General features: G+C 56.1%; 33 protein-coding genes and 1 pseudogene. 25 read left to right on the top strand and 9 right to left on the bottom strand.

All coding sequences use genetic code 11. The annotated features are described in order from the left end of the window. The first annotated feature begins 11 nt into the window (after positions 1-11). From rpsN to rplQ, 15 genes are all read left to right on the top strand, one after another. On the top strand, positions 12-317 hold the full coding sequence (gene rpsN, locus AABB29_RS02980; RefSeq protein ID WP_100367915.1) for a 30S ribosomal protein S14: 306 nt from the start codon (positions 12-14) through the stop codon (positions 315-317). A gap of 12 nt (positions 318-329) precedes the next feature. After that, a complete protein-coding gene (gene rpsH / locus AABB29_RS02975) occupies positions 330-722 on the top strand; it encodes a 30S ribosomal protein S8 (RefSeq protein WP_341368359.1) in 393 nt (130 codons plus the stop codon). Between the two features lie 10 nt (positions 723-732). Next, the gene (rplF, locus tag AABB29_RS02970) at positions 733-1,266 is read left to right on the top strand and encodes a 50S ribosomal protein L6 (RefSeq protein ID WP_341368360.1); all 534 of its coding nucleotides are present in this window, start codon (positions 733-735) and stop codon (positions 1,264-1,266) included. Beyond that, on the top strand, positions 1,266-1,631 hold the full coding sequence (rplR, locus tag AABB29_RS02965; protein ID WP_341368361.1) for a 50S ribosomal protein L18: 366 nt from the start codon (positions 1,266-1,268) through the stop codon (positions 1,629-1,631). The genes rplF and rplR overlap by 1 nt, the downstream gene beginning before the upstream one ends. Before the next feature lie 144 nt (positions 1,632-1,775). Next, positions 1,776-2,348 carry a 30S ribosomal protein S5 gene (gene rpsE / locus AABB29_RS02960; RefSeq protein WP_341368362.1) on the top strand — a complete coding sequence of 191 codons (573 nt, stop codon included), beginning with the start codon at positions 1,776-1,778 and terminating at the stop codon, positions 2,346-2,348. Positions 2,349-2,360: 12 nt separating this feature from the next. After that, entirely contained in the window at positions 2,361-2,549 is a 189-nt protein-coding gene (gene rpmD, locus AABB29_RS02955; protein ID WP_045997893.1) for a 50S ribosomal protein L30, read from the top strand. A gap of 118 nt (positions 2,550-2,667) precedes the next feature. Continuing rightward, positions 2,668-3,111, top strand: coding sequence for a hypothetical protein (locus AABB29_RS02950; protein WP_341368364.1), 444 nt, complete (start codon positions 2,668-2,670; stop codon positions 3,109-3,111). Positions 3,112-3,317: 206 nt separating this feature from the next. Next, positions 3,318-3,791 carry a 50S ribosomal protein L15 gene (rplO, locus tag AABB29_RS02945; protein WP_341368365.1) on the top strand — a complete coding sequence of 158 codons (474 nt, stop codon included), beginning with the start codon at positions 3,318-3,320 and terminating at the stop codon, positions 3,789-3,791. 103 nt (positions 3,792-3,894) lie between these two features. Further along, entirely contained in the window at positions 3,895-5,256 is a 1,362-nt protein-coding gene (secY, locus tag AABB29_RS02940) for a preprotein translocase subunit SecY (RefSeq protein ID WP_341368366.1), read from the top strand. Continuing rightward, complete coding sequence (locus tag AABB29_RS02935) at positions 5,253-5,831, top strand: adenylate kinase (RefSeq protein WP_341368367.1); 579 nt, start codon at positions 5,253-5,255, stop codon at positions 5,829-5,831. The genes secY and AABB29_RS02935 overlap by 4 nt, the downstream gene beginning before the upstream one ends. Positions 5,832-5,898: 67 nt before the next feature. Then, positions 5,899-6,285: a DUF6693 family protein gene (locus AABB29_RS02930; protein WP_341368368.1), complete on the top strand. Its 387-nt coding sequence runs from the start codon at positions 5,899-5,901 to the stop codon at positions 6,283-6,285. Positions 6,286-6,468: 183 nt separating this feature from the next. Next, positions 6,469-6,837, top strand: coding sequence for a 30S ribosomal protein S13 (rpsM, locus tag AABB29_RS02925; RefSeq protein WP_341368369.1), 369 nt, complete (start codon positions 6,469-6,471; stop codon positions 6,835-6,837). Positions 6,838-6,852: 15 nt separating this feature from the next. Further along, entirely contained in the window at positions 6,853-7,242 is a 390-nt protein-coding gene (rpsK, locus tag AABB29_RS02920; protein ID WP_341368370.1) for a 30S ribosomal protein S11, read from the top strand. A gap of 111 nt (positions 7,243-7,353) precedes the next feature. Next, on the top strand, positions 7,354-8,370 hold the full coding sequence (locus AABB29_RS02915) for a DNA-directed RNA polymerase subunit alpha (RefSeq protein ID WP_341368371.1): 1,017 nt from the start codon (positions 7,354-7,356) through the stop codon (positions 8,368-8,370). Between the two features lie 182 nt (positions 8,371-8,552). Next, on the top strand, positions 8,553-8,972 hold the full coding sequence (rplQ, locus tag AABB29_RS02910) for a 50S ribosomal protein L17 (protein ID WP_341368372.1): 420 nt from the start codon (positions 8,553-8,555) through the stop codon (positions 8,970-8,972). Between the two features lie 85 nt (positions 8,973-9,057). Here the strand turns inward: rplQ and AABB29_RS02905 are convergent, their stop codons facing one another. Beyond that, positions 9,058-9,336 carry a helix-turn-helix transcriptional regulator gene (locus AABB29_RS02905; protein WP_341368373.1) on the bottom strand — a complete coding sequence of 93 codons (279 nt, stop codon included), beginning with the start codon at positions 9,334-9,336 and terminating at the stop codon, positions 9,058-9,060. 131 nt (positions 9,337-9,467) lie between these two features. Here AABB29_RS02905 and AABB29_RS02900 point away from each other — a divergent pair, with 131 nt between their 5' ends. From AABB29_RS02900 to AABB29_RS02855, 10 genes are all read left to right on the top strand, one after another. Then, positions 9,468-9,875 (top strand): hypothetical protein, encoded by a 408-nt coding sequence (locus AABB29_RS02900; protein ID WP_341368374.1) that lies wholly within the window; start codon positions 9,468-9,470, stop codon positions 9,873-9,875. A 5-nt stretch (positions 9,876-9,880) separates the two neighbouring features. Beyond that, the gene (locus tag AABB29_RS02895; RefSeq protein ID WP_341368375.1) at positions 9,881-11,191 is read left to right on the top strand and encodes a replication-associated recombination protein A; all 1,311 of its coding nucleotides are present in this window, start codon (positions 9,881-9,883) and stop codon (positions 11,189-11,191) included. A gap of 31 nt (positions 11,192-11,222) precedes the next feature. Next, the gene (crcB, locus tag AABB29_RS02890) at positions 11,223-11,582 is read left to right on the top strand and encodes a fluoride efflux transporter CrcB (protein WP_341368376.1); all 360 of its coding nucleotides are present in this window, start codon (positions 11,223-11,225) and stop codon (positions 11,580-11,582) included. Next, positions 11,579-12,634: an RluA family pseudouridine synthase gene (locus AABB29_RS02885; protein WP_341368377.1), complete on the top strand. Its 1,056-nt coding sequence runs from the start codon at positions 11,579-11,581 to the stop codon at positions 12,632-12,634. Before crcB ends, AABB29_RS02885 begins: the two co-directional genes overlap by 4 nt. After that, positions 12,627-13,304 (top strand): HAD-IA family hydrolase, encoded by a 678-nt coding sequence (locus tag AABB29_RS02880; protein WP_341368378.1) that lies wholly within the window; start codon positions 12,627-12,629, stop codon positions 13,302-13,304. Before AABB29_RS02885 ends, AABB29_RS02880 begins: the two co-directional genes overlap by 8 nt. Then, positions 13,301-14,014, top strand: a complete 714-nt coding sequence (locus AABB29_RS02875; protein WP_341368379.1) for an ATP12 family protein — start codon at positions 13,301-13,303, stop codon at positions 14,012-14,014. The genes AABB29_RS02880 and AABB29_RS02875 overlap by 4 nt, the downstream gene beginning before the upstream one ends. Positions 14,015-14,227: 213 nt before the next feature. Continuing rightward, positions 14,228-15,247 (top strand): amino acid ABC transporter substrate-binding protein, encoded by a 1,020-nt coding sequence (locus tag AABB29_RS02870; protein WP_341368380.1) that lies wholly within the window; start codon positions 14,228-14,230, stop codon positions 15,245-15,247. Positions 15,248-15,375: 128 nt separating this feature from the next. Further along, positions 15,376-16,590: an ABC transporter permease subunit gene (locus AABB29_RS02865; protein WP_341368381.1), complete on the top strand. Its 1,215-nt coding sequence runs from the start codon at positions 15,376-15,378 to the stop codon at positions 16,588-16,590. Between the two features lies 1 nt (position 16,591). Beyond that, the gene (locus tag AABB29_RS02860; protein ID WP_341368382.1) at positions 16,592-17,884 is read left to right on the top strand and encodes an amino acid ABC transporter permease; all 1,293 of its coding nucleotides are present in this window, start codon (positions 16,592-16,594) and stop codon (positions 17,882-17,884) included. Between the two features lie 53 nt (positions 17,885-17,937). Beyond that, positions 17,938-18,687, top strand: a complete 750-nt coding sequence (locus tag AABB29_RS02855) for an amino acid ABC transporter ATP-binding protein (protein ID WP_341369010.1) — start codon at positions 17,938-17,940, stop codon at positions 18,685-18,687. Positions 18,688-18,764: 77 nt separating this feature from the next. Here AABB29_RS02855 and AABB29_RS02850 read toward each other — a convergent pair whose 3' ends face one another. The 8 genes and pseudogenes from AABB29_RS02850 to AABB29_RS02815 form a co-directional block, all read right to left on the bottom strand. Next, the gene (locus tag AABB29_RS02850; RefSeq protein WP_341368383.1) at positions 18,765-19,292 is read right to left on the bottom strand and encodes a histidine phosphatase family protein; all 528 of its coding nucleotides are present in this window, start codon (positions 19,290-19,292) and stop codon (positions 18,765-18,767) included. Further along, positions 19,289-19,891: a ferredoxin gene (locus AABB29_RS02845; RefSeq protein ID WP_341368384.1), complete on the bottom strand. Its 603-nt coding sequence runs from the start codon at positions 19,889-19,891 to the stop codon at positions 19,289-19,291. The genes AABB29_RS02850 and AABB29_RS02845 overlap by 4 nt, the downstream gene beginning before the upstream one ends. A 39-nt stretch (positions 19,892-19,930) precedes the next feature. Next, positions 19,931-20,434 carry a hypothetical protein gene (locus AABB29_RS02840; protein ID WP_341368385.1) on the bottom strand — a complete coding sequence of 168 codons (504 nt, stop codon included), beginning with the start codon at positions 20,432-20,434 and terminating at the stop codon, positions 19,931-19,933. Between the two features lie 53 nt (positions 20,435-20,487). Continuing rightward, positions 20,488-21,342 carry an acetylglutamate kinase gene (gene argB, locus AABB29_RS02835; RefSeq protein WP_341368386.1) on the bottom strand — a complete coding sequence of 285 codons (855 nt, stop codon included), beginning with the start codon at positions 21,340-21,342 and terminating at the stop codon, positions 20,488-20,490. 17 nt (positions 21,343-21,359) lie between these two features. Further along, positions 21,360-22,007 (bottom strand): ribosome biogenesis GTP-binding protein YihA/YsxC, encoded by a 648-nt coding sequence (yihA, locus tag AABB29_RS02830; RefSeq protein WP_341368387.1) that lies wholly within the window; start codon positions 22,005-22,007, stop codon positions 21,360-21,362. Then, positions 22,008-22,763, bottom strand: a complete 756-nt coding sequence (locus AABB29_RS02825; protein ID WP_341368388.1) for an MOSC domain-containing protein — start codon at positions 22,761-22,763, stop codon at positions 22,008-22,010. Further along, complete coding sequence (gene yidC / locus AABB29_RS02820; RefSeq protein ID WP_341368389.1) at positions 22,764-24,548, bottom strand: membrane protein insertase YidC; 1,785 nt, start codon at positions 24,546-24,548, stop codon at positions 22,764-22,766. It abuts the gene before it with no gap. 128 nt (positions 24,549-24,676) lie between these two features. Then, positions 24,677-26,139: pseudogene (locus AABB29_RS02815) on the bottom strand (mannitol dehydrogenase family protein). Positions 26,140-26,142 lie beyond the last annotated feature (3 nt).

Below are 26,142 nucleotides of genomic sequence, written 5' to 3'. Positions count from 1 at the left end.
GGAAATTAGATATGGCTAAGAAATCCATGATCGCACGCGAAGTGAAGCGTGAAAAGCTGGTCAAGCAGTATGCCGAAAAGCGTGCCGCCTTGAAGGCAATCATCAACGACAAAGAAGTCCCTGTGGAAGAGCGTTTCAAGGCAACCCTTGAACTGGCAAAACTGCCCCGGAACTCTTCTGCGACCCGTTTGCACAACCGTTGCCAGCTGACCGGGCGTCCACACGCCTATTACCGTAAACTGAAGATCAGCCGGATTGCGCTGCGGGACCTTGGTTCCAATGGCGAGATCCCCGGCATGGTCAAGTCAAGCTGGTAAGGAGCACATATTATGAACGATCCTATCGGTGATATGCTCACACGTATCCGCAACGGCCAAATGCGCGGCAAGGCAGCGGTGGAAACACCTGCGTCCAAACTGCGCGGCTGGGTGCTGGATGTGCTTTCTGACGAAGGCTACATCCGCGGATATGAAAAGAAGGACGGCAAAGATGGCCACCCTGCTTTCAACATCGAGCTGAAATACTACGAGGGCACTCCTGTTATTCGCGAAGTCAAGCGGGTCTCAAAACCCGGTCGTCGCGTGTACATGGGCGCAAATGACATCCCATCTGTCCGTCAGGGCCTGGGCGTGTCGATTGTCTCTACCCCGCAGGGTGTGATGTCGGATGCAAAAGCGCGTGCTGCCAATGTTGGTGGCGAAGTGCTTTGCACCGTATTCTAAGGAGAATTCGATGTCTCGTATTGGTAAAAAACCGGTTGAGCTGCCTGCAGGTGTGAGTGCCTCGGTCAGCGGCCAGACCATTGAAGTGAAGGGCCCCAAGGGCACCCGTAGCTTTACGGCCACAGATGATGTCACCATCACGGTTGATGGCGACGCTGTGTCCGTCGATCCGCGCGGTAAGTCCAAGCGCGCCCGCCAGCAGTGGGGCATGAGCCGCACCCAGGTGGCCAACCTTGTGGAAGGCGTCACCAACGGCTTCAAGAAAGAGCTTGAGCTGTCCGGTGTTGGGTATCGTGCGCAAATGCAGGGTAACGTGTTGAAACTGTCGCTGGGTTACAGCCACGACGTGAACTTCGAAGTGCCTGAGGGTGTCACAGTGACCGCCCCCAAGCCAACTGATGTGATCGTTGAAGGTATTGACCAACAGCTTGTCGGCCAGGTTGCGGCGAACATCCGCGAATGGCGTAAGCCCGAGCCCTATAAAGGCAAGGGTATCAAGTACAAAGGCGAATATATCTTCCGCAAAGAAGGGAAGAAGAAGTAATGGCAAACAGCAAGAGACAATTGTTTCTGAAGCGCCGTATGCGCGTTCGGAACAAGCTGCGCAGCGTCACCGCCAACCAGGGCCGCGCCCGTTTGTCGGTACATCGCAGCAACAAAAACATCAGCGTCCAGCTGATCGACGACGTCAACGGCGTGACTATCGCCTCGGCTTCGTCGCTCGAAAAAGCACTGGGCGTGGTTGGAAAGAACAACATCGAAGCCGCGACCAAAGTGGGCACTGCAATTGCAGAGCGTGCCAAGAAAGCTGGTGTCGAAGTTGCCTATTTCGACCGTGGTGGTTTCCTCTTTCATGGCAAGATCAAGGCTTTGGCCGAAGCTGCCCGTGAAGGTGGTCTGAAAATCTAAAGGTGGCGGTGGGTTTCACCCACCCTACCAACGACCTGTAGGGTGGGTGAAACCCACCTTCGATGATCGAGGTCCCGGATCAGGTCCGGGACACTTGGATTGGACAACGGGCCGCGCGCGGCCCACAGCAAAAGGATGCCCTAGATGGCAGAACGTGAAAACCGCGGCCGTGGCCGTAACCGTGAAGAGCAAGCGCCCGAGTTTGCCGACCGTCTGGTCGCCATCAACCGGGTATCCAAGACGACCAAAGGTGGTAAGAACTTCGGTTTTGCCGCACTTGTTGTTGTAGGTGACCAGAAAGGCCGTGTCGGCTTTGGCAAGGGTAAAGCCAAGGAAGTTCCTGAGGCGATCCGTAAGGCCACAGAGCAAGCCAAGCGCCAGATGATCCGCGTGCCACTGCGCGACGGACGGACATTGCACCACGACATGCAGGGCCGCCACGGCGCTGGTAAAGTCGTTATGCGCACCGCCCCAGAGGGTACTGGTATCATCGCCGGTGGTCCGATGCGTGCCGTGTTTGAAATGCTGGGCGTTAAGGACGTTGTGTCCAAGTCCATCGGCTCGCAGAACCCTTACAACATGATCCGCGCCACCATGAACGGCCTGCAAAAAGAGCAGAGCCCGCGCAATGTGGCCCAGCGTCGTGGCAAGAAGGTTGCTGATATCCTGCCCAAGCGGGAAGAGGCTGCGCCTGCCCCTGCCGAAGCTGAAGCATAAGGAAGCAGACAGATGGCTAAAACAATCGTTGTCAAACAGGTGGGCTCGCCCATCCGTCGCCCCGCAAAACAGCGCGCAACGCTGATCGGTCTGGGCCTGAACAAAATGAACCGCACCCGCGAACTGGAAGACACCCCTTCCGTCCGCGGCATGGTGAATTCGATCAGCCATATGGTCGAGATCATCGAAGAAAAAGGCTAAATGCTTTGTCGGGCTAACCCCGACTTACCGGCTTGATTTCAAGACGCCTCGCAGGGAACTGCGGGGCGTTTTTTTATCGGCAAATTTTGTGATAAGCAGTGTCGAAGGAGGACATGCATTGGAACTAAAAGAATTTATATCCGAGACGATCGCAGCGATCGCCGATGCGACGTCTGAACTTCAGTCAAAGTATGCAGATGAGCAAATACTGATAAATCCGCCGTCGGCGCAGTCAGGGTCTGACGTGTATCTATCTGGTAGTAGGAATTACACGATGCGCAGAGTACAGAATATATCTTTTGATGTTGCGGTCACCGCTGCAACATCAAAAGAACTGGGCGGTAAAGCAGGGATCCGCGTCTTATCACTTGAGTTAGGGGGAGATGGAACGTCCGCCTATTCCGGTGAGCAGGTGAGCCGGGTTAGTTTTGCTGTGCCAATAACATTGAAGCCGACTGAAGAAGAGATGAAGAACATCGAGCAAGGCAAGAAGGAAGACAAAGAGGCCGATGAAAGATGGAACGCCGCAAAGGCAAGCGGGCGGAGGAAAGGTATCGCATAAGATGTCAGCTTAAGTGAGCTGCTGCGGTTGTGCTCCTGCGTTAGATTATCGTGCTCGAATGTGCTTCGTACATCCAATTGTTGACCTCTCTCACCCCTCGTTCTATACGCGCCCGGTCGGACGGCGCTCTTGCCCCGACTCAGATGTAACGCCGTGTTTGCCCGCTCCCGTCGCTGGGGGGTAGTTCCGGCATAAGGAGAAGCGACATGAAGCTGAATGAGCTTTCAGACAATCCAGGCGCAACCCGCCGTAAGAAACGTATTGGCCGTGGTCCAGGCTCCGGCGTCGGTAAGACCGGTGGCCGTGGTATCAAAGGTCAAAAATCCCGTTCGGGTGTTGCCATCAATGGCTACGAAGGTGGCCAAATGCCCCTTTACCAACGTCTGCCTAAGCGTGGCTTTAACAAGCCAAACCGCAAGGCATTTGCCGTTGTAAATCTGGGCTTGATCCAGAAATTCATCGACGAAGGCAAGATCGACGCCAAAGCCGACATCACCGAAGATGCGCTGGTTGCTTCGGGTCTGGTTCGCCGCAAGAAAGACGGTATCCGTGTGCTGGCCAAAGGTGAATTCAAAGCCAAAGCCAACATCACCGTCACAGGCGCATCCAAGGGTGCCGTTGATGCAGTTGCCAAAGCAGGCGGTTCACTGACTGTCACAACACCGGCAGCGGCTGAGTAAGACCTTGTGAGCGGCGCAACCGTCGCTTACATAACCTTTCAAGTTTTCCCAAACGCCGCTGATCGGGAAACCGCAGCGGCGTTTAGCATGAAAAGAGACCCATATGGCTTCTGCAGCAGAGCAAATGGCAGCCAACGTCAGTTGGAGCGCCTTCGGCAAAGCGACTGAACTTCGTCAGCGCATTCTGTTTACGATTGGCTTGCTGATCATTTACCGCCTTGGCACGTTCATCCCGGTTCCCGGTATTGATACCGCCGCCCTGCAACAGTTTATGGAAGATGCCCAGTCAGGCATTGGCGGTATTTTGTCGATGTTCACCGGCGGCGCCTTGTCCCGGATGGCCATCTTTACCTTGGGCATCATGCCCTACATTTCCGCATCCATCGTGATGCAGCTGCTTGGTTCCATGTATGAACCGCTGAAAGCCTTGAAAAAAGAAGGTGAGCAGGGACGTCGCAAGCTGAACCAATATACCCGTTACGGCACCGTGGTTCTGGCCACCGTCCAAGCTTATGGCCTGGCTGTCAGCCTGGAAACCGGCGGTCTGGCTTCTGATCCGGGTCTCTTCTTCCAAGCCTCGACTGTCATCACCATCGTGGGTGGTTGTATGTTCCTGATGTGGCTTGGTGAGCAGATCACCGCACGCGGCATCGGTAACGGTATTTCCCTGATCATCTTTGTTGGCATCATCGCCGAAATCCCCGCCGCCATGGCCCAGTTCCTGAGCCAAGGCCGTTCGGGCGCCATCAGCCCCGCTGTTGTTGTCGGCATCATCGTCATGCTTGCCGCTGTCTTGACCTTTGTCGTGTTCATGGAGCGCTCACTGCGCAAGATCCATATTCAGTATCCCCGTCAGCAGCGCGGTCAGAAAGTCTATGATGGCTCAAGCAGCCACTTGCCCATCAAAGTGAACCCCGCTGGTGTGATCCCGGCCATTTTTGCCTCGGCCCTGCTTTTGCTGCCCACGACCATCAGCACCTTTAGCGGCGGCACATCCGGCCCGTTCATGTCCACGATCCTGGCCCTGTTTGGCCCCGGTCAGCCCCTTTATCTGATCTTCTTTGGCGGCATGATTGTTTTCTTCACCTACTTCTACACCCGTGAGGTGGCCTTTAAGACCGAAGATGTCGCCGAGAACCTGAAGAGCCAAAATGGTTTTGTCCCCGGCATTCGCCCCGGTAAAAAGACCGAGGAATATTTGGACTACGTGGTGACCCGCATTCTGGTGTTGGGCTCTGGTTATCTGGCGCTGGTTGCCTTGCTGCCCGAGATCATCCGGGCAGAACTGTCCATCCCATTCTACTTTGGCGGCACATCAATTTTGATTATTGTGTCCGTAGGTATGGACACAATCCAACAAATCCAGTCTCATCTGGTCGCACATCAATACGAAGGCCTGATTGAGAAGTCTCAATTGCGTGGCAAGCGTAGCGCCAAGAAACGTAAAGGGCCGGCACGTAAATGAATATTATACTACTGGGCCCGCCAGGAGCGGGTAAGGGCACGCAGGCTGCGAGGCTTGTTGCAGAACGGAACATGGTGCAGCTGAGCACTGGGGACATGCTGCGTGAGGCCCGCCGTGCAGGCACTGAGATGGGTAAAAAAGCCGGCGAGATCATGGATCGCGGCGATCTGGTTCCTGATGAGGTTGTCATCGGTATCATTCGTGACCAGCTTGAACAGGACAATGGTGCAGGCGGCTACATCTTTGATGGTTTCCCCCGCACATTGGCCCAGGCCGAGGCACTGGGCCGTTTGCTGATTGATATGGGCGAGAACCTGGATGCCGTGATCGAATTGCAGGTTGATGATGATGTCATCGTTGAGCGTGTCATTGGCCGCGCCAAAGAGGCGGAGGCCGCCGGTCAACCTGTCCGCCCAGATGACAACGAAGAGAGCATGCGCACCCGTCTGTTTGCCTATTACAAACAGACCAGCCCTTTGGTGGGCTATTACTATGCCAAAGGCGATCTGAAAGCTGTTGATGGCTTGGCCAGCATGGATGAGGTCGCAGCGAGCATCGCAAAAGTTCTGAAGTAAGGCGCGCTTGACTTCAATCCTGGGGTGATATTCAGTCCCTTTACTATCTTTAAGGGGGTTCGGGGATATGTTGGGTTGCGGTTTGAAGTGTGAGTATTCGGTCAGCGAAGCTATCGGCCAATTGGTTATTTGGTTTTTACTTATTATCGTCACATTGGGGTTGGCGCTGTTTGTGTTACCGTACTATTTCCTCAAAGGGCCCATCAACAAGACATTCGTCGTTGATCAAAACGGTGACAAGCTTGCTCAGCTACATGTCGACGTCAATCTTGGCGAAATCATAGGACACATGATCATCTGGATATTTTTGTCGATTGTGACGCTTGGCTTTGCTTATTTAATATATTGGCCAGCGGTCATGAAGAAGATGCTGTCGGGTGTGAAGTATAAGCCTTTGGGTCAAGCCGCGCCTGCGTCTAAGATCGATCACGGGCCAATCATTTCTAGCCCTTGACGCTTATCTGTAACCCTCCTACACAACGCCATCTCGTAAGAGAATCAGCATTGTGGTTAAGGGTCGCACCCTGATGCCACAGACCACCTAGATATGACGCAGCCCGGCGCCCAAACGCACCGGGCTTACGTTGTGAAAAAAGGGTCTGGAACTACGGACCCGCAACGAAAAGGAATTGCACACGTGGCACGTATTGCCGGCGTAAACATACCCACTGCGAAGCGGGTTCCAATCGCCCTTACCTACATCACCGGAATTGGTAACGCCAAAGCCGAAGAAATCTGTGAAGCAACCAAGATTGAGCGTCACCGCCGTGTGAACGATCTGTCTGATGCTGAGATCCTATCCATCCGCGAGTATATCGACGCCAACCTGATGGTTGAAGGCGATCTGCGCCGCGAAGTTACGATGAACGTCAAGCGTCTGATGGACCTGGGCTGCTACCGTGGCCTGCGCCACCGCCGCAACCTGCCTGTCCGTGGCCAGCGTACATCCACCAACGCACGTACCCGCAAAGGCCCTGCAAAGGCCATTGCCGGTAAGAAGAAGTAAGGGAGGGCATTCATTATGGCTCGCGATCCTAGACGCACCAAAAAGAAGGTCTCCAAGAACATCGCCGCTGGTGTGGCGCATGTGAACTCTTCTTTCAACAACACCAAAATCCTGATCTCTGACGTGCAGGGCAACGCCATTTCATGGTCGTCTGCTGGCACCATGGGTTTCAAGGGCTCTCGGAAATCGACACCTTACGCGGCCCAGATGGCTGCTGAGGATGCAGGCCGCAAAGCACAGGACCACGGCGTGAAAACGTTGGAAGTCGAAGTGCAGGGTCCTGGTTCCGGCCGTGAAAGCGCATTGCGCGCCCTGGCTGCCGTTGGTTTCAACATCACATCGATCCGTGACGTGACCCCAATGGCCCATAACGGCTGCCGCCCACCAAAGCGCCGTCGCGTCTAAGCATTTAACAAACGCCTTGGGGCTGCGTGTATTTTCCGCGTGGCCCTAATCCGTCATTTTAACCTCGGGCGTCTGCCTTTTGATCATGAGGCAGACAGGAATGGAGGGACTATGATCCACAAGAACTGGGCAGAGTTGATCAAACCAACTCAATTGGATGTCAAACCGGGCAATGACCCGATGCGCCAGGCCACTGTCATTGCCGAACCGCTTGAGCGTGGTTTTGGTCTGACACTGGGCAACGCATTGCGCCGTGTCCTGATGTCGTCCTTGCAGGGGGCTGCAATCACCGCCGTGCAAATCGATAACGTGCTGCACGAATTTTCCAGCGTTTCTGGTGTGCGTGAAGACGTCACCGATATCGTGCTGAACCTCAAAGGCGTCGCCATCCGTATGGAAGTCGAAGGCCCCAAGCGTTTGTCCGTTCAGGCCAAAGGCCCTGGCGTTGTGACAGCCGCTGACATCAGCGAAACCGCTGGCATCGAGATCCTGAACAAGGATCACGTGATCTGTCACTTGGACGATGGCGCTGATCTTTACATGGAGCTGACCGTTAATACCGGGAAGGGCTATGTTTCGGCCGACAAGAACAAGCCCGAAGATGCCCCTATCGGTATGATGGCTATCGACGCCATCTATTCGCCCGTCAAGAAAGTCAGCTATGACGTTCAGCCCACCCGTGAGGGCCAGGTGCTGGATTATGATAAGCTGACCATGAAGGTTGAAACCGATGGCTCGCTGACCCCTGATGATGCGGTGGCCTACGCTGCCCGCATTCTGCAGGATCAGCTGTCGATCTTCGTCAACTTTGATGAGCCGGAAAGCGCGCAGGCTGGCGCCGATGATGATGGCCTTGAGTTCAACCCGCTTCTGCTGAAGAAAGTGGACGAGCTGGAGCTGTCTGTCCGGTCTGCAAACTGCCTGAAGAACGACAATATCGTGTATATTGGAGATCTGATCCAGAAAACCGAAGCCGAAATGCTGCGTACCCCGAACTTTGGCCGCAAGTCCTTGAACGAGATCAAGGAAGTGCTGTCAGGTATGGGGCTGCATCTGGGCATGGACGTTGAGGACTGGCCGCCAGACAATATCGAAGATCTGGCCAAGAAGTTTGAGGATCAGTTTTAATTGATCCGCAAATCCCGGACTTGATCCGGGATCTCGACCAGGAGGCCCCGGATCAAGTCCGGGGCGCGAAGCCAATAAAATGCCCGCCCTGTGCGGGGACGATCTGGGCCAGAATGGCCCCAAGGAGAGTGGGGGACACGCATCCCCCGCCAGACAAAGCATAAAGACTTAGGAGAAAGAAAATGCGTCACGCAAGAGGCTACCGCCGCCTGAACCGCACCCATGAGCACCGCAAAGCGCTGCTGTCGAATATGGCTGGCTCGCTCATTGAACATGAGCAAATCAAAACAACTCTGCCCAAGGCCAAAGAACTGCGCCGTGTGGTGGAAAAGTTGGTCACCCTTGGCAAGCGCGGCGATTTGCACGCCCGCCGCCAGGCCGCAGCCCAGCTGAAAGAAGACAAGGACGTTGCAAAACTGTTCGAGGTTCTTGGTCCACGCTATGCCGAGCGTCAGGGTGGCTACATCCGCATCATGAAAGCGGGCTTCCGCTATGGCGATATGGCCCCAATGGCGATCATCGAATTCGTTGACCGTGATGTTGACGCCAAAGGCGCTGCTGACAAGGCCCGTTTGGAAGCTGAAGAAGCTGCCGAAGACTAATACAAACGACTGAACCGTCGTAACGCAGGCCCCTTTTCGAAGGGGCCTTTTGCATTTTTGGCATCCTGCCGCGCGATGCCACTATTTATCCGCAGCACCCAGACGTGCATTTGCTTGCCGCCAGCGGCGTCAGATCAGCCTCGGTCACCGGAATAGCGCCGGTCAGAACACCCTCGGGGACATCAAGCGCCAAGGCGAGCCGAGAGAGCGTATCGGTCTGCATGCCTGCACCCGCCGCCGCTTGTTCGAGGCGTGAAAGCTGCCGTTCGCTCAGCCCGGCCAGTCGTGCCAAACGGGGCCGCCCTAATTTGCGCGCCTTGCGGATCGTTTTGAGTGTGGGCGCATCAATCGCGATATCGGCCAAGGTCATCATCCTTCTGCGTGAATAACTTTCAGATTGCGCAGAAATGCCGATCTTGCAAGTGGTCCGTGGGGTTATTCATGGCAGGTGAATTGAAGATAGATGCCTTGGATCAACTGAAGTAGACTGGACCCATGTCAAAGACAGCAGGATATTCTGGCACCCCGTTGCACAAAAAGCTGGGCTTTAAGCCTGGCATGACGGTTGGTGTCATCGCAGCCCCTGAGCACTACTGCGTGCTGCTGGCGGACGCTGAAGAGGTTTCATTTTCATTCAAGGCCGGGGATGGGCCTTTTGATGCTGTCCATCTTTTTCTGCCTGCGCCTGCCGATATTGCGGCGCAGTCAAAAGATGCCATCGCTAAGCTGAACCCGGGCGGTATGTTGTGGATCAGCTGGGCGAAGAAATCTTCAAAACTGCATGCCGGCGTGACCGAGGACGATTTGCGAACCGCTGTTTTGCCGCTGGGTTGGGTTGATGTGAAGGTCTGTGCCGTTGATACCGATTGGTCTGCGCTGAAATTCTTGAAACGGAAGAGCTGATACCCATGGCCGACCTTTTTGACGCTGGCGCTGCCGAAAGCCCTGCTGCCTCGCGCCCTTTGGCGGACCGGCTGCGTCCTGACAAGCTGGCTGATGTCATTGGGCAAGACCAGGTTTTGGGGCCCGAGTCCCCGCTTGGGATCATGCTGGCCTCTGGTTCACTTTCTTCGCTGATTTTCTGGGGCCCGCCCGGTGTGGGCAAGACCACAATTGCCCGCCTTTTGGCCGATGAAACCGATTTGCATTTTGTCCAGATCAGCGCGATTTTCACAGGCGTTCCCGAGCTGCGCAAAGTCTTTGAAGCCGCCAAGATCCGCCGCCAAAATGGCAAGGGCACCCTTTTATTTGTCGATGAGATCCACCGCTTTAACAAAGCCCAGCAAGACGGGTTTCTGCCGCATATGGAGGATGGCACCATCCTGCTTGTCGGTGCCACCACTGAGAACCCCAGTTTCGAGCTGAACGCTGCTGTGCTGAGCCGGGCGCAGGTTTTGATGTTGAAGCGTCTCGATCTGAAAGACCTTGCGCTTTTGGCCCAGCGTGCGGAACAGGAATTGGGCCGCGCCTTGCCCCTGGATGGACCGGCCCGCGACGCGTTGTTGGAGATGGCTGATGGTGATGGCCGTGCCTTGCTCAATCTGATTGAGCAGGTGGCTGCGTGGGATGCGCCCACCAAGCTAAGCACTGATGATTTGACCAAGCGTCTGATGAAGCGCGCGGCGAAATACGACAAATCTGGCGATGAGCATTACAATCTGATCAGTGCGTTGCATAAATCGGTGCGCGGCTCGGACCCGGATGCCGCCCTTTATTGGTTTGCCCGCATGCTGACCGGTGGCGAGGACCCGCGCTATCTGGCCCGCCGCATTACCCGCATGGCGGTTGAGGATATCGGCCTTGCCGACCCGCAGGCGCAGGCGGTCTGTCTGCAATCATGGGAGACTTATGAGCGGCTTGGCAGCCCCGAGGGCGAGTTGGCTCTGGCGCAGGCGCTTGTCTACCTTGCGCTCGCTCCGAAATCGAATGGGGCTTATGTGGGCTATAAAGCTGCCATCGCGGCGGCCAAGAAAACCGGATCAGAACCGCCACCGGCCCATATCCTGAACGCCCCCACCAGCCTGATGAAGGAGCAGGGGTTTGGCGCGGGCTATGCCTATGATCATGATGCCGAAGACGGATTTTCAGGCCAGAATTACTTTCCTGACGGGATGAAACGCGGGGTCTATTACACCCCGGTTGATCGCGGATTTGAACGCGAGTTGAAAAAGCGCGTCGATTACTTTGCCGGGCTGCGCGCCAAACGGGCCAAGAATTGACATCCCGCCGGGAAAGCGCCAAAGCAGCCGAATGATGACACCGTTGATTTCTGTGGCCCTAGGCGGGGCGTTGGGCGCTGTAGGGCGCTATCTGGTCGGACTGGCCGTGGCGTTTCCCTTGGGCACGCTGACGGTGAATGTGATTGGCTCATTCGTGATTGGCTTGGTCTGGGTTCTGCTGGCCGCCCGCGGCTTGCAGCACTGGCTGCCTTTCGTGATGACCGGGTTTTTGGGCGGGTTCACGACATTTTCGGCCTTTTCGCTGGATACGATGCGTCTGGTTGAAGGCGGCCGCTTGGGCGCGGCGGGCGGCTATGTGGTGGCCTCGGTCGGGTTGTCGCTGCTGGCTTGCGCTATGGGTCTATGGCTTGCCAAGGGGGTTACCTCATGAGTGGTGTACAGACCCGGATGATTGGCCCCGATGATGGCGATCAGCGCGTTGATCGTTATCTGCGCCGTTTGTTTCCCCATCTGACCCAAGGCCGCATTGAAAAGATGTGCCGCAAGGGTGAATTGCGGGTTGATGGTGGTCGGGTGAAGCCGAATACGCGCCTGGAAGAGGGCCAGAAAGTTCGCATTCCGCCGCTTCCTTCGGAGGAAGAGGCAAACGCCCAGCGTGCCCTTGCCCGGACGGGCGTGACCAAGGCCGATGCCAAGCTGATCCAATCCTGCGTCATTTACAAAGATGATCATATCATCGCTATCAACAAGCCTGCCGGTCTGGCGACGCAAGGTGGATCAAAGACGACTCGCCATGTAGATGGCATGGCTGAGGCCTTGACCTTTGGCTATGAGGAAAAGCCGCGTTTGGTGCATCGTTTGGACAAGGACACATCGGGTGTTTTGCTGCTGGCCCGTACGCGATTGATGGCCAAACAGCTGACTGAGAACCTGAAGCATCGCGAGACCCGCAAAATTTATTGGGCGGCGATTGCTGGCGTGCCCCACCCACGGGCGGGCACCATCAAATACGGGTTGGTCAAGGCCCCCGGCCATGGCCGCGGCGGTGAGAATGAAAAGATGCGCTGCGTGCATCCACGCGATGTGGACGCGACCGAGGGCGCCAAGCGCGCCACCAGCGATTATGCGGTGATGGACACCCTGGCCAGCCGCGCGTCATGGTGCGCGCTGGTGCCGATCACAGGCCGCACCCATCAGTTGCGTGCCCATATGGCCGAGATTGGTCATCCGATTATCGGAGACGGCAAATACGGCGGTTCGAGCCAGGAAAATCTGGGCGATGGTTGGGGCGCTGGCATGGGATCAGAGATTGGCCGCAAGATGCATCTGCATGCGCGCAGCCTGACCATCGAACATCCGGTGACCAAGGCAACCTTACATATCACAGCCCCGCTGCCGGATCATATGCAGCATACATGGGATTTTGTGGGCTGGGTCGTCGATCATGCCCCGGTTGATCCGTTCAATATGCCTGATGAGTGATCTGCGCCTGATCATCTTTGATGTCGATGGCACTTTGGTGGACAGCCAGGTGATGATCTATGATGCGTTTTCCTTTGCCTACACCCGTGCCGGATTGCCTGCGCCCGACCGCGCTGAGGCGCTGAGCTATGTGGGCATGTCGCTGGAAAAGATTTTTCCTGCCCTATCGCCAGAACTGGATTCGCCGACCCATGCCGCTTTGGTGCAAGGCTATCGTGATGCCTATTTCCATATCCGCCAAGAGCGGGGCAGTCGCGCCAGTTCCCCCTTCTTCCCTGGTGCCCGTGCGGCCTTGGACCTGTTTCATGCGCAGGATTGGACTTTGCTTGGGGTCGCGACGGGGAAATCCACCCGGGGCCTGGATAAGTTGATCGCGGGTTATGGCCTTGAGGGGTATTTTATCAGTCGTCAGACCGCCGATGACCACCCATCAAAACCTAGCCCGTCAATGATCCACGCCATTCTGGCTGAAACCGGCGTGCCAGCTGCCCGTGCCGTCATGATCGGTGACACAAGTTTTGACATGGATATGGCCCGTGCCGCCGGTATTTGCAGCATTGGCGTCAGCTGGGGCTATCATGCGGCGGACACGCTGGTTTGCGATCGCCTGATCGATGATTTTGCGGCCTTGCCTGACACTGTTGATCAACTGATTGGACCTGCCACATGAGTGATTGGAAGCCCAAAAGATTCTGGAAAAATGCAAGCGCAGGTCCTTGTGAAGGCGGCTATACGGTGACCCTGGATGACCGTCCGGTGAAAACACCGGCCAAGGCGGCGTTGGTGGTCCCGACATTGGCTTTGGCCGAGGCCATTGCCCGTGAATGGGATGCCCAAGAAGAGGTTCTGGATCCCGGCACCATGCCCGTAACGCGCGGTGCTAATGCCGCTGTCGACAAGGTCAGCGTGCAACGCGCTGAAGTGATCGCCATGTTGGCCGAATATGGCGATAGCGATTTGCTGTGTTATCGCGCGGCGGGCCCTGAGGGGCTGATCGCCCAGCAAGCCGCGGCTTGGGATCCACTGTTGGATTGGGCCGCAGAAACCCTGAATGCCCGCCTTTTTGTCGGGGAAGGCGTGATGCATGTCGCGCAAAAACCCGAGGCGCTGGAGCGGCTGCGCGCAGAATTGGACAAGCTGAGCGCATTTGAGATCGCTGCGGCGCATGATCTTGTTAGCCTGTCGGGTTCATTGGTTTTGGCACTGGCCGTGATGAAAGAGGCCATCACGCCTGAAAAAGCATGGGATGTTTCACGCGTTGATGAGCATTGGCAGATCGCGCAATGGGGCGAGGACGAAGAAGCGGCTGCTGCAGAATTGATCAAGCGTGCTGCTTTTTTGGACGCTGCCCGTTTTTACGACATGTCCCGACAGCCTTAGAAACAGCGCGTTTCAAACGGTTTGAGAAAAAAGTGCCTGATTCTCTGGCATATGCACAGTCTTTTGCGTCACCTGCCCTTGACCTCATTGCCAGAATCCCCAAACTCTACGTCCATTGAGTTGGGACGACCCAATTCAGAATACACAGACTGTCTGACGGGACGGGATAAAAATTGAACACCCCTCGGGGTGGGTACTCAGGAAGAGGTAAAAATGAAAACATCCGTATTCTTCGGCGCGCTGACTGTTGCTGGCATGGCTGCTGGCATGGCTTCTGCAGCGACGCTTGATGACGTAAAGGCGCGCGGTCAGCTGAACTGCGGCGTATCAACCGGCCTTGTCGGTTTTGCTGCGCCTGATTCGAACGGTGTCTGGGAAGGTTTTGACGTTGCTGTATGTCGTGCCGTCGCTGCTGCTGTCTTCGGCGATCCAACTGCGGTTGAGTTCGTTCCGCTGACAACAAAGACACGCTTTACCGCGCTGTCTGCTGGCGAAGTTGACATGCTGGCCCGGAACACAACATGGACATTCAGCCGTGATGTTGACCTGAAATTGGAATTTGTTGGCGTCAACTACTATGACGGCCAAGGCTTTATGGTCCCACGCGATCTTGGCGTTTCCTCGGCCAAAGAGCTTGATGGCGCGACTGTCTGCATTCAGACCGGTACAACAACCGAGCTGAACCTGGCTGACTTCTTCCGCACCAACAACATCAGCTATGAGCCGGTTCCAATCGAAACCAATGCTGAAGCACAACAGCAGTACCTTGCTGGTGCATGTGACGTTTACACAACTGACGCATCTGCGTTGGCTGCGACACGTGCGTCTTTCGAAACCCCAGCTGATCACATCCTGCTACCAGAAATCGTTTCCAAAGAGCCTCTGGGCCCGCTGGTACGCCATGGCGACAACGAGTGGGGCGATATCGTTCGCTGGACATTGAACGCGCTGGTGACGGCTGAAGAGCTGGGCGTGACATCTGCCAATGTTGAAGAGCTGGCTGCTGCTGCGACCGACAACCCAGAAGTGAACCGTCTGCTGGGCACTGAAGGTGAGCTGGGCGCAATGCTGGGTCTGGAAGCAGACTGGGCCAAGAACGTCATCGCCGCTGGCGGTAACTATGGCGAGCTGTTTGAGACAAATATCGGCGAGAGCACTCCAATTGGTCTGGCGCGCGGTCTGAACGCGCAGTGGACCGAGGGTGGTCTGATCTACTCTCCTCCTTTCCGCTAGGATCGGATCTGAGAAAAAAGGGCGCGGTCAACACCGCGCCCTTTCACTAACAAGACCAAAAAAATCGGCGCGCGTAGGCGGCACAAGCTGTCACAATAAAAATAGCGCCGTAAAAACGGGGAAATTCTATGTCGTCGATTACAGACCCTGATACGGGGTCATTCCGTCTATCGATGCTAATCAATGACACCCGCTATCGTTCACTGACATTTCAGGCGATTGCGGCGGTCATTCTGGCATTATCCTTTGCCTATTTGGGCAACAACCTGATCCAAAACCTGCGGCAGGCCGGGCTGAACATCAGCTACGACTTCCTGGGCGCGCCGTCCGGTTATGATATCAACCAAACGCTGATCGAGTATGACAGTCGCTCGACCCATTCGCGCGCCGCGATTGTTGGTATTTTGAACACGCTGTTGGTCGCCTTTCTTGCGTGTCTGACCGCCACAATATTTGGTGTGCTGGCTGGTGTTTTGCGTCTGTCTAATAACTGGCTCGTCAGCAAGTTGATGGCCTTTTACGTTGAGATCTTCCGCAACATCCCCGTGCTGATCTGGATCATCATCATTTTCACGATCATGACCGCAGTGATGCCGGCCCCCCGTGCCTTCCGCGGAGATGAGCCGGAAGCCACGATGCTGTTTGGTGCCTTCGCCTTTACCAATCGCGGCATCTATATACCCGCGCCGGTCTGGGGCCCTGGATCAATCGTGGTTGTCCTGACCTTCATTGCCTCGATTGTCGGCATCTTTGTCTATCGCCGTCACGCCACCAAGACCCTGTATGAGACAGGTCGTTTGCTGCCCACCTTCTGGCCAAGCGTTGCTTTGCTGTTCATCCCTGTTATCTTGATGCAGTTGATCCTGGGCCGTCCTGTTGGATTGGACTACCCGGTTCTGGGCGGCTTTAACTTTTCAGGTGGTTTGCAGATCGGTGCGCCTTTGATCGCGCTGTGGTTTGCATTGTCGATCTACACCGGTGCCTTTATCGCCGAGAACGTCCGCGCCGGTATTCAGGCCGTTTCCAAGGGCCAGACCGAAGCTGCGGGAGCCTTGGGTTTGCGCCCTGGGCGGATCATGTCGCTGGTTGTCCTGCCGCAGGCGCTGCGCGTCATTATTCCGCCGTTGATTTCGCAATATCTGAACATCACCAAAAACTCGTCCCTGGCGATTGCCGTTGGCTATGCCGATGTGACAGCCACATTGGGCGGGATCACCCTGAACCAGACGGGCCGTGCCATTGAATGCGTTCTTTTGCTGATGTTGTTCTATCTGACGATCTCGCTGACGATTTCGGCGGTCATGAACGTCTATAACAACTCTGTTAAGCTGAAGGAGCGGTGATATGACTGATACTTCCAATACCGCTTTTGTCCGCACTGAAACGATCCCGCCATCTCCGCCGCCTGCGGCAGAGACAGGTGCAATCAAATGGCTGCGCGAGAATCTGTTTGCGACGGTGCCGAATGGCGTTCTGACCATCATTGCCGGCTATGTGATCTTTCTGGCCCTATCTTCGGTCATACCTTGGATCTGGAACGGGGTCTGGAATGCGTCGAGCCTGTCTGAGTGTCGCGAGATCCTGGACGGTACACGCGGTGCATGTTTCGCGGTCCTGACAGAGCGTTGGCCCCAACTGGTCTTTGGTCTGGCTTATCCGTCGGATGAATACTGGCGTCCAACGCTGGCCTTTTTCCTGCTGTTCTTTGCGGCGGCACCGGTCATGTTCTTTGACCTTCCACGCAAGATGCTGATCATCACATTGTTCTACCCATTCATCGCTTATTGGCTGATCTGGGGTGGTACGATTTTTGTGCCGATCCTTGCCTTCGCCGGGTTCGCAGCGGGTTATCTGGTTTATCGGCAACTGGTCACGAATAGCTTTGCTGCGGGTTTCCTTGGCGGCGTTGTTGTGGCCTTTATCGTGTGGTGGATTGCAGGGTTCCTGGTGCCGGATGGTGCCAGTGACAATGCGATGCTTAGCCCTGTCGCCAGCCGTGATTTGGGTGGCTTTATGCTGAACATGATGCTGGGCGTGACCTGCGTTTCGCTCTCGGTTCCCATCGGGATCGCGCTGGCGCTGGGCCGTCAGTCATCCATGCCCTTTATCAAATGGGTTTGCGTTGTCTTCATCGAGTTCATTCGCGGTGTGCCTTTGATTACGCTTTTGTTCGTCGCATCGGTGATGCTGGCCTATTTCTTTCCGCCGGAAAGTACGGTTGATCTGTTCCTGCGCGTGGTGATCATGATCACCATGTTCTCGGCCGCTTATATCGCCGAGGTGATCCGCGGCGGTTTGGCTGCTTTGCCAAAGGGACAATACGAAGCCGCAGACAGTCTGGGTCTGGATTATGCGCAAGCGATGCGCCTGATTATCTTGCCCCAAGCCTTGAAGATTTCGATCCCGGGTATCGTGAACATTGCCGTTGGCCTGTTCAAAGATACGACACTGGTTTCTGTCATCTCGATGTTTGACATCCTTGGCTTTATCCGGGGCCCATTGTCATCCACCACCGCGTGGAACGGCATCTATTGGGAAGTCCTGGGCTTTGCAGCCTTGCTGTTCTTCGTCACCTGCTATGGCATCTCACAATACTCACAATGGTTGGAGCGTAGGCTCGCAACCGACCACCGATAGGAGGCTACATCATGGCCGATACAACACTCGCAACAGCCTCTGACGCGCCGGTCATGACGGTCTCGGATGAGATCGCCATCACCATCGAAGGCATGAACAAGTGGTATGGTTCCTTCCACGTGCTGCGTGACGTCAACCTGACCGTCAATCGCGGCGAACGCATCGTGATTTGCGGCCCTTCGGGCTCTGGTAAATCCACGCTGATCCGTTGCATCAACGCATTGGAAGAGCATCAGCAGGGCAAGATCGAGGTGGACGGGACAATCCTGTCTTCGGATCTTAAGAATATCGACAAGATTCGGTCTGAGGTTGGCATGTGCTTTCAGCACTTCAACCTGTTCCCGCATCTGACCATTCTTGAGAACTGCACCTTGGCCCCGATCTGGGTCCGCAAGACCCCCAAGAAGGAAGCAGAAGAAACTGCGATGCATTTCCTGGAAAAGGTGAAAATCCCTGACCAGGCCAACAAGTATCCTGGGCAGCTTTCAGGTGGTCAGCAACAGCGTGTGGCTATCGCCCGTTCGCTTTGCATGAAGCCTCGCATCATGTTGTTTGACGAACCCACATCCGCCCTTGACCCTGAAATGATCAAAGAGGTGCTCGACACCATGATTGAGCTGGCCGAGGAAGGCATGACCATGCTTTGCGTCACCCATGAGATGGGCTTTGCCCGTCAGGTGGCCAACCGTGTGATCTTTATGGATCAGGGTCAGATCGTTGAGCAGAATGAGCCTGAAGAGTTCTTTAACAACCCGCAATCTGACCGGACCCAATTGTTCCTGAGCCAGATTTTGGGTCACTAGGACCAACTTCCTTTGAAACAAGAAAGCCCCGGCTTGATGCTGGGGCTTTTGCATTGCAGGTGCTTGAGCCGGTCGCCCTAATCGATGTCCTGCCCGGTCGTCCCAATCAGATCGCGCGGCACCACGAAATCCCGGCAACTGCACATACCTGCATCAAGTTCGGCCCATGTTCCGATATCGCACTCCAGCACGGTCGTCGCGCAGGTTGGATAGTCGTTGAACCGGTGGTGATCGGGGCCGTCTTGCGCCAGCCCCTTGGCCAAGAGGCCAATCCCGGGGTTGTGCCCGATCAGCGCAAGATGATCTGCTGTTTCCCGCTGTATCATCTCAAGCAAGGTGCCGGGCGCCGCATGATATAGCATGCCCGACAGATGCAGCTCCGGTTTCGGGCTGAGCCTGTCCAGGATCAACGCTGCTGTCTCTTGCGTCCGCGCGGCGTCTGAGCACAGCACGTGGCCCGGTATATATCCTTTAGCGGCCAACCAATCGCTGATGGCAATGGCCGAAGCGCGCCCCCGCTTATTCAAAACCCGAGCATGATCATCCTCAGAAGGGTCGTTCCAGCTCGACTTGGCATGGCGGATCAGGATTAGGCGTTTTGTCAAAGAAAGGCCTCCATATGGAATGCGGATTGTGCAGGCAGGCGGTCGCCCTGGCCAATAGGACAGGCGCGTCTGGCAAGGCAGCCGCCTGTCCGGCAATCCTGACCATCTTGCGACTGCACATGCGTTTTGCAGGCCGCAACGTTGTAGCCACCCGCAAAAGCCCCTACCGGGCAGGCTGTAGTGCAGGGGCGGGGACAACTGTCACAGGGATTTACCGGGGCCTGAAGCTGGGCTTTGCCCGGCATCCGTAGCGCCCCCCGGAAACTGGCGAAAAGACCGGCCTGGTCATGCACCAAAAATCCAATTGGTGAGGTCCAGAAACGCCCCGATTTGAGCGCCCAAGTGAAGAATGGCGCGAAGGGCGGGCCGGTAAACGGGAAAAGCGGTTCAGCCCCCAAGGTGGCCCCGATCTGCGCCAACACCCTTTGCGACCACCGATCCATAGGGTCGCCAGCGCCATCATTGTATTCGTCGCTATCTGTGAAGATCTGCCAGAACGCGGGTTCCAACGGCCCGATCAGCACGATCTTGGTGTCCCCGTCAGGGCATTCCCCCAACGACTGCAACCCATATGCACAAAGAAGTTCCCGCAGCGCCATGACAACCAGCCTAGCTGCTTTCACCGAACGTGCAATCTGCTAACGCACGCGCGTCCAAGAACGGGGGATTGTCCCAAGCTTATCGGCCTCAAATGCTAGCCCATCTTCTGTGCAGCCATAGATGCCCGTTGATTGCCCCCAAGGCCCCGAAGCAGAGGTAACAGGGATTTCCATCCGCGTGCCCAGCACATCAGCTGATCCAACCAAATCATAATGCGGCGCATTCGCGACATAGCTGCGCCCATCATCGGCATTCATCGCCCCTTCGGAATATCCGGAAATCGTGACCTGGATCGCCGGTATGTCAGGCATCTTTGTCTCGATCACCAGATCATCCACCAGCAGCGTCATATTCCCGAATTGGTCAATCTCAAGCGATGTCGTACCGCTAAGATAGGTCGCGGTACCGCCCATTTGTTCGGCCATAACATGTGCGATGTCGTGGCCATCGGCCTCCCAAACGCCGACCATGCAAGGGTCAATCGCGTGTGCAGATGTGGCACAGAGCCCAAGACCAAACACGCCTACCAAAAGTGCTTTCATGACAAACTCCTATTCTAGAATAGGCGTTTGATAGCATATTGCAGGCCTTCGGATCAGCCCCGTGGTTCGCGGATCAGCGAACCTGCGCCGTGATCGGTAAAGAGTTCGAGCAGGCACGCGTTAGGTGCCCGTCCATCAAGGATCACGACCGCCCGCACACCGGCATTCAGCGCAGTAAGCGCCGTTTCCGTCTTGGGGATCATGCCGCCTGCGATGGTGCCATCAGTGATCAGATCCCCGATCCGCGCAGGTGCGATTTCGGTCAGCACATTGCCATCCTTGTCCTTCACCCCGGCCACATCCGTCAGCAATAGCAGCCGGTCTGCCTTCAGCGCCCCCGCAATCGCCCCGGCGGCTGTATCGCCGTTGATGTTAAATGTCTCGCCCTTTCGGCCCATCCCCAGCGGCGCAATGACCGGGATCGCATGAGCGCTATGCAGGTCCTTGAGGATCGTCGGGTCCACCTCGGCGGGGGTGCCCACGAACCCAAGCGCCGCATCCGTTTGATCGCATATGATCAGGTTTGCATCTTTGCCAGACAACCCGACCGCCTTGCCGCCTTCATCACAAATCGCCTGGACCAGCCGGTTATTGACCGTGCCGGACAGAACCATTTCCACAACATCCATCGTGGCCTGATCTGTGACCCGTTTGCCGTTCACAAATTCCGATTGGATATCCAGCTTGGCCAGCATGTCGTTGATCATGGGCCCACCCCCATGCACGATCACCGGGTTCAGCCCGACCTGCCGCATCAACACCACATCCCGGGCAAAGCTGCGCATGGCCTCATCGCTGCCCATGGCGTGCCCGCCAAGCTTGATGACGATGGTCGCCCCGGCATAGCGCTGCATATAGGGCAGGGCCTGTGAAAGCGTGGCGGCGGTTGCAACCCAATCGCTATTCATGTCTTTGGTCCTTGTTTTCATGAGATGCCCGCGATGACGGCCCGTAATGTCGCGATCCCATTCCCTTTTTCCGAAGAGGTCAGGATCAATTCGGGGAAGGCTGCAGGATGTTTGGCAAGTGCGGTCCGGGTCTTTTGCAGCGCGTCTTCCAGTGCCCCGCCTTTGAGCTTGTCCACCTTGGTCATTACAACCTGAAAAGTCACAGCCGCGCTGTCCAACAGGGACATGATTTCTTCGTCGACGGCCTTGGCCCCGTGCCGCGCGTCGATCAGCACAAAGACCCGTCTGAGGTTCGGCCGCCCTTGCAAATATTGCTTGAGCAGCCGTTGCCATTTTTCGACCACAGCGACAGGCGCATTGGCAAACCCATAGCCGGGCAGGTCGACCACGTAGATATCGCCAGCAGTAAAGAAGTTGATTTCTTGCGTCCGTCCGGGCGTGTTTGACGCCCGCGCCAGCCCCTTGCGCCCTGTCAGTGCGTTGATCAGTGAGGATTTTCCGACATTTGAACGCCCGGCAAAACAAATCTCGGTTCGGTCTGCAGGTGGCAGACCATCCATGGCAACAACGCCCTTAAGAAACTCGGTTTCGCCCGCAAAGAGTAGCCGACCCTTTTCAAGCGCCGCATCATCGGGTGTTTCAACTTCGGGAAAACGCAGTTCCATTTACAGCACCTGTCCCTTGTTCTGCAGCGTGACTTGTCCGCCTTCGATGACTTCAGCATTGACCCCGAAATTCTGGTGTCCCCAACCGCCCCGCAATGCGCCCAGCGTGTCGGTGTCCCGCTCGCCGGTATGGGGGTTTGCAGCAGTGTGCATGCAGCGTTCAATCGGCTCATGAATCCGAAGCAGTGCGTCGCCGATGCGGATGTCTTTGCCGATCCAGTTGTTTTCTTCCCAAGCGTCCAGCCCGTCCAGCCAGATGTTGCCACGCCACCGTTCGTATTCTAGCGGTTTGCCTAGCTGTTCAGCGACGGCTGCGTGGCTGGCAAGGTTCATGATTGAGACGGTTGGATATTTGCTGTCCGTCATCCCCCGGTCCTGAACCGAGACTATCCCGGTTGGCTGGAATTTGTCTGGCGGGCAAAGCGGCTGCACCCATTCCACAAACCGTGCCGCACCCGCAGGATTATCAGGCTGGAAGGTCAGCGAACCCAAGCTTTGATGCTGCAATGTGACCGTTTTGCTGTCGGTGTCCAGCGTGGCCCAGAGCCCTGCCAGCCCGGGTGTACTGACCCCGATCATGAAGTTCCGGCAGGTGACCCAAGCGGGGTTTTGCGCGTCGAATTTGGACCGGTCGTGGGTTACGGCCCAATGTCGATCCCAGGGCATTGTCTGCCCTGCGATCAGTGTGACCGTGTCCAGCGCCTCGCGCCCATGGCTTTTGATGGGGTGCCGCCACAAAGCGGCGACAGTGCACATCTACTTGCCCTCTTTCTGGTCGGCCTCTTCTGCCTTTTTCCGGCGGAAGCTGCTTTTGATGTTGCCAAATACATCGGGCTTGGACCCGTGGCTGCGCATGATCAAATATTGCTGTGTAAACGTGATCACGTTGTTCGCGATCCAGTAGAGCACCAGCCCTGACGCGAATGAGCCGAGCATGAACATGAACACCCATGGCATCCAGGCAAAGATCATTTGCTGTGTTGGATCAGTTGGGGCTGGGTTCAGCTTTTGTTGCAACCACATCGACACACCGAGCAGGATGGGCAGAATGCCGATCATCAAAATCGCCAGGATCGATCCCGGTTCGGGTGAGCCCCAGGGAAGCAAGCCAAAGAGGTTGATGATAGATGATGGATCTGGCGCGCTGAGATCTTTGATCCACCCGATCCACGGCGCATGCCGCAATTCGATGGTCACGAAGATCACTTTATACAGCGAGAAGAAGATCGGGATTTGCAACAGGATTGGCAAACAGCCTGCGGCCGGGTTTACCTTGTTATCCTTGTATAGCTTCATCATCCCTTGCTGCATAGCCTGACGGTCATCGCCCGTCCGCTCTTTGAGTTTTTCCATCTCGGGCTGCAGCTCTTTCATCCGTGCCATGGACACGTAGGATTTATATGCCAGCGGCAGCACGATGATTTTCAGGATTACGGTCAGAGCCAAGATGGACCAACCCATATTGCCGATTGCCAGGTTCAAGTAGTGCAGCAATCCAAAAATTGGTTTTGTCAGGAAGAAGAACCAACCCCAGTCGATACTATCGAGGAACCCGCCAACGCCCTCTTCTTGTTCGTAGTGCCGGATCGCTTCCCATTCCTTGGCACCGGCAAAGAACCGGGTTGTTACCGTTGCGGTCGCGTTGGCCTCGACGGTTTGCGCCGGCATCACGGCCTCGGCCTGATAGATGTCCCGGTTTTCCACATAGCGGATATTGGTTTGGAATGGTGCCGATTGATCCGGGATCAAGGTGGTCATCCAATAGTGATCCGTCCAGCCAATCCAGCCGCCTTCGGTTGCGTCGATCTTGGCTTCGTCATTGTTCGGGCCAAGTTCCACAACCTCGTCATAGCCGATCTCGGCCAGCTCTCCGTCTGTCATCCGCACAAGACCTTCGTGCAGGATGAAGAAGTTTCTAAGGTCATTTGGTTCGGTATAGCGCCGAATAATCCCGTAGGGCCGGGATGCGATCGCTTCGGTCCCGTTATTGATGAGCGTTTGTTCAAAGCTGAACATAAACTCTTCATCCATCGAGATTTTCGTTTGGAAAATCTGCCCTTGCTCGTTGTCCCATTCCAACGTCACGGGCGTGTCCGGGGTCAGCACGTCGCCTTCGGCCAATGTCCAGATGGTCGTGTCGTTTGGCGCGACGCCCACATCGCCTGTCCAGCCAAATAGCGCGATATAGGCATCAATTTCGCCAGCGGGCCGCATGAGCCGGACGGTTTCGGCGCTTTCATCCAGCGTTTCGCGGTAGTTGTTCAGTGACAGATCATCAATCCGCCCGCCTGCCAGTGACAGCGACCCGCTGAGCGTCTCGCTTTCGATTGCAATCCGCGGGGCTTCTGCTGCGGGCTCTGCGCTTTGTGTCGGGGTCTCTGTGGTGGCCACGGGGGCATCGGCCGATGGGACCAGTTCTGCCTCGGTCAGGTCTGAGACCGGATCAATCGGCTCTGGGGGCGGCGCGATTATTGACCATACCATCAGCACGGCGAAGCTGAGCACCGCTGCAAGGATGAGGTTCTTATTCTGGTCGTCCATCTGAAACCGCCCACATGCTTTTGAAAATCTGTTGGCTGTTCAACCTTCCATGGCCTCAAAGGTCAAGCGGTTTTAGGCATTGCACGGTTGGATGATGCGGTGAATTGCCCGTGAATATGGCCTATACCCTAACTGGCGGCGTAATGTTCGAGCGTGCTTTGCGTGCCATTGTCCCACAGATGCCGAAGCCATTTATCAAAAGCTGCGGCAAAACGAGGTTCATCTGCCAGCGTGTCATAGATTTGTCGCTGCTCTAACCAGTGTTTCGGATCGGATTTGGCCTTGGTCGCCACGGCTACCAGATCATCCCAATAGGGGTCATTTGCCTCAATCACTGATCCATCTTCGCGGGTGCCTGCGCACATCCGTGCCCAAAGCGCCTCGGTCAGGGCCAGCCCTTCGATTGAGCCGCCAGCCGCAAGCGCATTGCGCAGGATCGGCAATACAAAGCCGGGATGCCGGGATGCCCCGTCAAAGGCCACACGCCGCGTGGTGTCGTGAATTTCAGGGTTGGCAAAGCGCCCTGTGATCAGATCAAGGTATTCAGTCGGCGTCCGTTCGGGGACAGCATCGACATAAGGCACGATCTCTTCCAGTTGCACCTTGCGAAAGAACCCGGCGATTTGCGTGTTCGACATACAGGCCGCAATGGTTGGTACGTTCAGCAATTCGCCCGCATTGGCCAGCAATTGATGCCCAGCGTTGAGCATCTTGATCTTCATCGCCTCGTAGGTCTCAACCGATTGGGTCAGCGTCGCACCGGCATCTTCCCAGGGGGGCGTCCGGCGCAAAACGTGTCTTCGATGACCCATTGCCGAAAGTTTTCGTGTGTGACAGGCGCGCTGTCATCAATGCCAATATCTTGCGCCAGCTGAAGCTCATTCGGGCCTGTCGCAGGTACGATGCAATCAACCATTGCATTGGGGAAGGCACCGTTTGCGTCAATCCAATCGGCCAATGCCGGATCGCTGAGTCGGGCCAGTCCGACCACCGTTTGCCGCAGGATATCGCCATTATGTTGCAGGTTGTCACAGCACTGCCCGGTAAAAGGCGCATGGCCCGCATCCCGCCGCGCCTTGAGCGCTGCCACTATCGCCCCGAATGCGGTGCGTGGTTTGTCGGGATTGGCCGCGTCATGTTGAATATCGGGGTCGTCGGTATTCAGGTTCCCGGCTGCGTCTTTGAAATAGCCCCCTTCGGTTACTGTCAGGGCCACGATCCGGATTTGCGGATCTGACATTGCCGCGATCAGGGGGGCGTTGTCGTCGGCCACTGGCAGAAAGTCGATCATAGAGCCAACGATTTCGGTGCTGGATCCATTTGGATCAAGCTCAATCAATGTGGTCAGGCAGTCTTGCGCCAAGAGCTTTTCGCGCATGACGCCATCGCCCGCGCGCACCCCTGCGCCAATGATTGCCCAATCATGGGCTTTGCCGTCTTGCATCAGCCTGTGTAGATACCACGCCTGATGGGCCCTGTGGAAATTTCCCAGCCCAATATGCACGATGCCCGGCGTCAGCGCGGACCGGTCATAGGTCGGCACCGAAACGCCCTTAGGCAGGTCCGACAAGGTCGCATTTGAGAGTTTCATTGT

It is taken from the genome of Yoonia sp. BS5-3 (assembly GCF_038069655.2).
GTDB lineage: Bacteria > Pseudomonadota > Alphaproteobacteria > Rhodobacterales > Rhodobacteraceae > Yoonia > Yoonia phaeophyticola.
The sequence above is the reverse complement of the archived record's forward strand: the minus strand, read 5'-3'. Positions and strand labels throughout refer to the sequence as shown.

Coding starts and splice junctions, on each gene's coding strand:
- rpsN (WP_100367915.1), top strand. CDS start 12: ATGGCTAAGAAATCCATGATCGCACGCGAAGTGAAGCGTGAAAAGCTG.
- rpsH (WP_341368359.1), top strand. CDS start 330: ATGAACGATCCTATCGGTGATATGCTCACACGTATCCGCAACGGCCAA.
- rplF (WP_341368360.1), top strand. CDS start 733: ATGTCTCGTATTGGTAAAAAACCGGTTGAGCTGCCTGCAGGTGTGAGT.
- rplR (WP_341368361.1), top strand. CDS start 1,266: ATGGCAAACAGCAAGAGACAATTGTTTCTGAAGCGCCGTATGCGCGTT.
- rpsE (WP_341368362.1), top strand. CDS start 1,776: ATGGCAGAACGTGAAAACCGCGGCCGTGGCCGTAACCGTGAAGAGCAA.
- rpmD (WP_045997893.1), top strand. CDS start 2,361: ATGGCTAAAACAATCGTTGTCAAACAGGTGGGCTCGCCCATCCGTCGC.
- rplO (WP_341368365.1), top strand. CDS start 3,318: ATGAAGCTGAATGAGCTTTCAGACAATCCAGGCGCAACCCGCCGTAAG.
- secY (WP_341368366.1), top strand. CDS start 3,895: ATGGCTTCTGCAGCAGAGCAAATGGCAGCCAACGTCAGTTGGAGCGCC.
- AABB29_RS02935 (WP_341368367.1), top strand. CDS start 5,253: ATGAATATTATACTACTGGGCCCGCCAGGAGCGGGTAAGGGCACGCAG.
- AABB29_RS02930 (WP_341368368.1), top strand. CDS start 5,899: ATGTTGGGTTGCGGTTTGAAGTGTGAGTATTCGGTCAGCGAAGCTATC.
- rpsK (WP_341368370.1), top strand. CDS start 6,853: ATGGCTCGCGATCCTAGACGCACCAAAAAGAAGGTCTCCAAGAACATC.
- AABB29_RS02915 (WP_341368371.1), top strand. CDS start 7,354: ATGATCCACAAGAACTGGGCAGAGTTGATCAAACCAACTCAATTGGAT.
- rplQ (WP_341368372.1), top strand. CDS start 8,553: ATGCGTCACGCAAGAGGCTACCGCCGCCTGAACCGCACCCATGAGCAC.
- AABB29_RS02900 (WP_341368374.1), top strand. CDS start 9,468: ATGTCAAAGACAGCAGGATATTCTGGCACCCCGTTGCACAAAAAGCTG.
- AABB29_RS02895 (WP_341368375.1), top strand. CDS start 9,881: ATGGCCGACCTTTTTGACGCTGGCGCTGCCGAAAGCCCTGCTGCCTCG.
- crcB (WP_341368376.1), top strand. CDS start 11,223: ATGATGACACCGTTGATTTCTGTGGCCCTAGGCGGGGCGTTGGGCGCT.
- AABB29_RS02885 (WP_341368377.1), top strand. CDS start 11,579: ATGAGTGGTGTACAGACCCGGATGATTGGCCCCGATGATGGCGATCAG.
- AABB29_RS02880 (WP_341368378.1), top strand. CDS start 12,627: ATGAGTGATCTGCGCCTGATCATCTTTGATGTCGATGGCACTTTGGTG.
- AABB29_RS02875 (WP_341368379.1), top strand. CDS start 13,301: ATGAGTGATTGGAAGCCCAAAAGATTCTGGAAAAATGCAAGCGCAGGT.
- AABB29_RS02870 (WP_341368380.1), top strand. CDS start 14,228: ATGAAAACATCCGTATTCTTCGGCGCGCTGACTGTTGCTGGCATGGCT.
- AABB29_RS02865 (WP_341368381.1), top strand. CDS start 15,376: ATGTCGTCGATTACAGACCCTGATACGGGGTCATTCCGTCTATCGATG.
- AABB29_RS02860 (WP_341368382.1), top strand. CDS start 16,592: ATGACTGATACTTCCAATACCGCTTTTGTCCGCACTGAAACGATCCCG.
- AABB29_RS02855 (WP_341369010.1), top strand. CDS start 17,938: ATGACGGTCTCGGATGAGATCGCCATCACCATCGAAGGCATGAACAAG.
- AABB29_RS02845 (WP_341368384.1), bottom strand. CDS start 19,891: ATGGCGCTGCGGGAACTTCTTTGTGCATATGGGTTGCAGTCGTTGGGG.
- AABB29_RS02840 (WP_341368385.1), bottom strand. CDS start 20,434: ATGAAAGCACTTTTGGTAGGCGTGTTTGGTCTTGGGCTCTGTGCCACA.
- argB (WP_341368386.1), bottom strand. CDS start 21,342: ATGAATAGCGATTGGGTTGCAACCGCCGCCACGCTTTCACAGGCCCTG.
- yihA (WP_341368387.1), bottom strand. CDS start 22,007: ATGGAACTGCGTTTTCCCGAAGTTGAAACACCCGATGATGCGGCGCTT.
- AABB29_RS02825 (WP_341368388.1), bottom strand. CDS start 22,763: ATGTGCACTGTCGCCGCTTTGTGGCGGCACCCCATCAAAAGCCATGGG.
- yidC (WP_341368389.1), bottom strand. CDS start 24,548: ATGGACGACCAGAATAAGAACCTCATCCTTGCAGCGGTGCTCAGCTTC.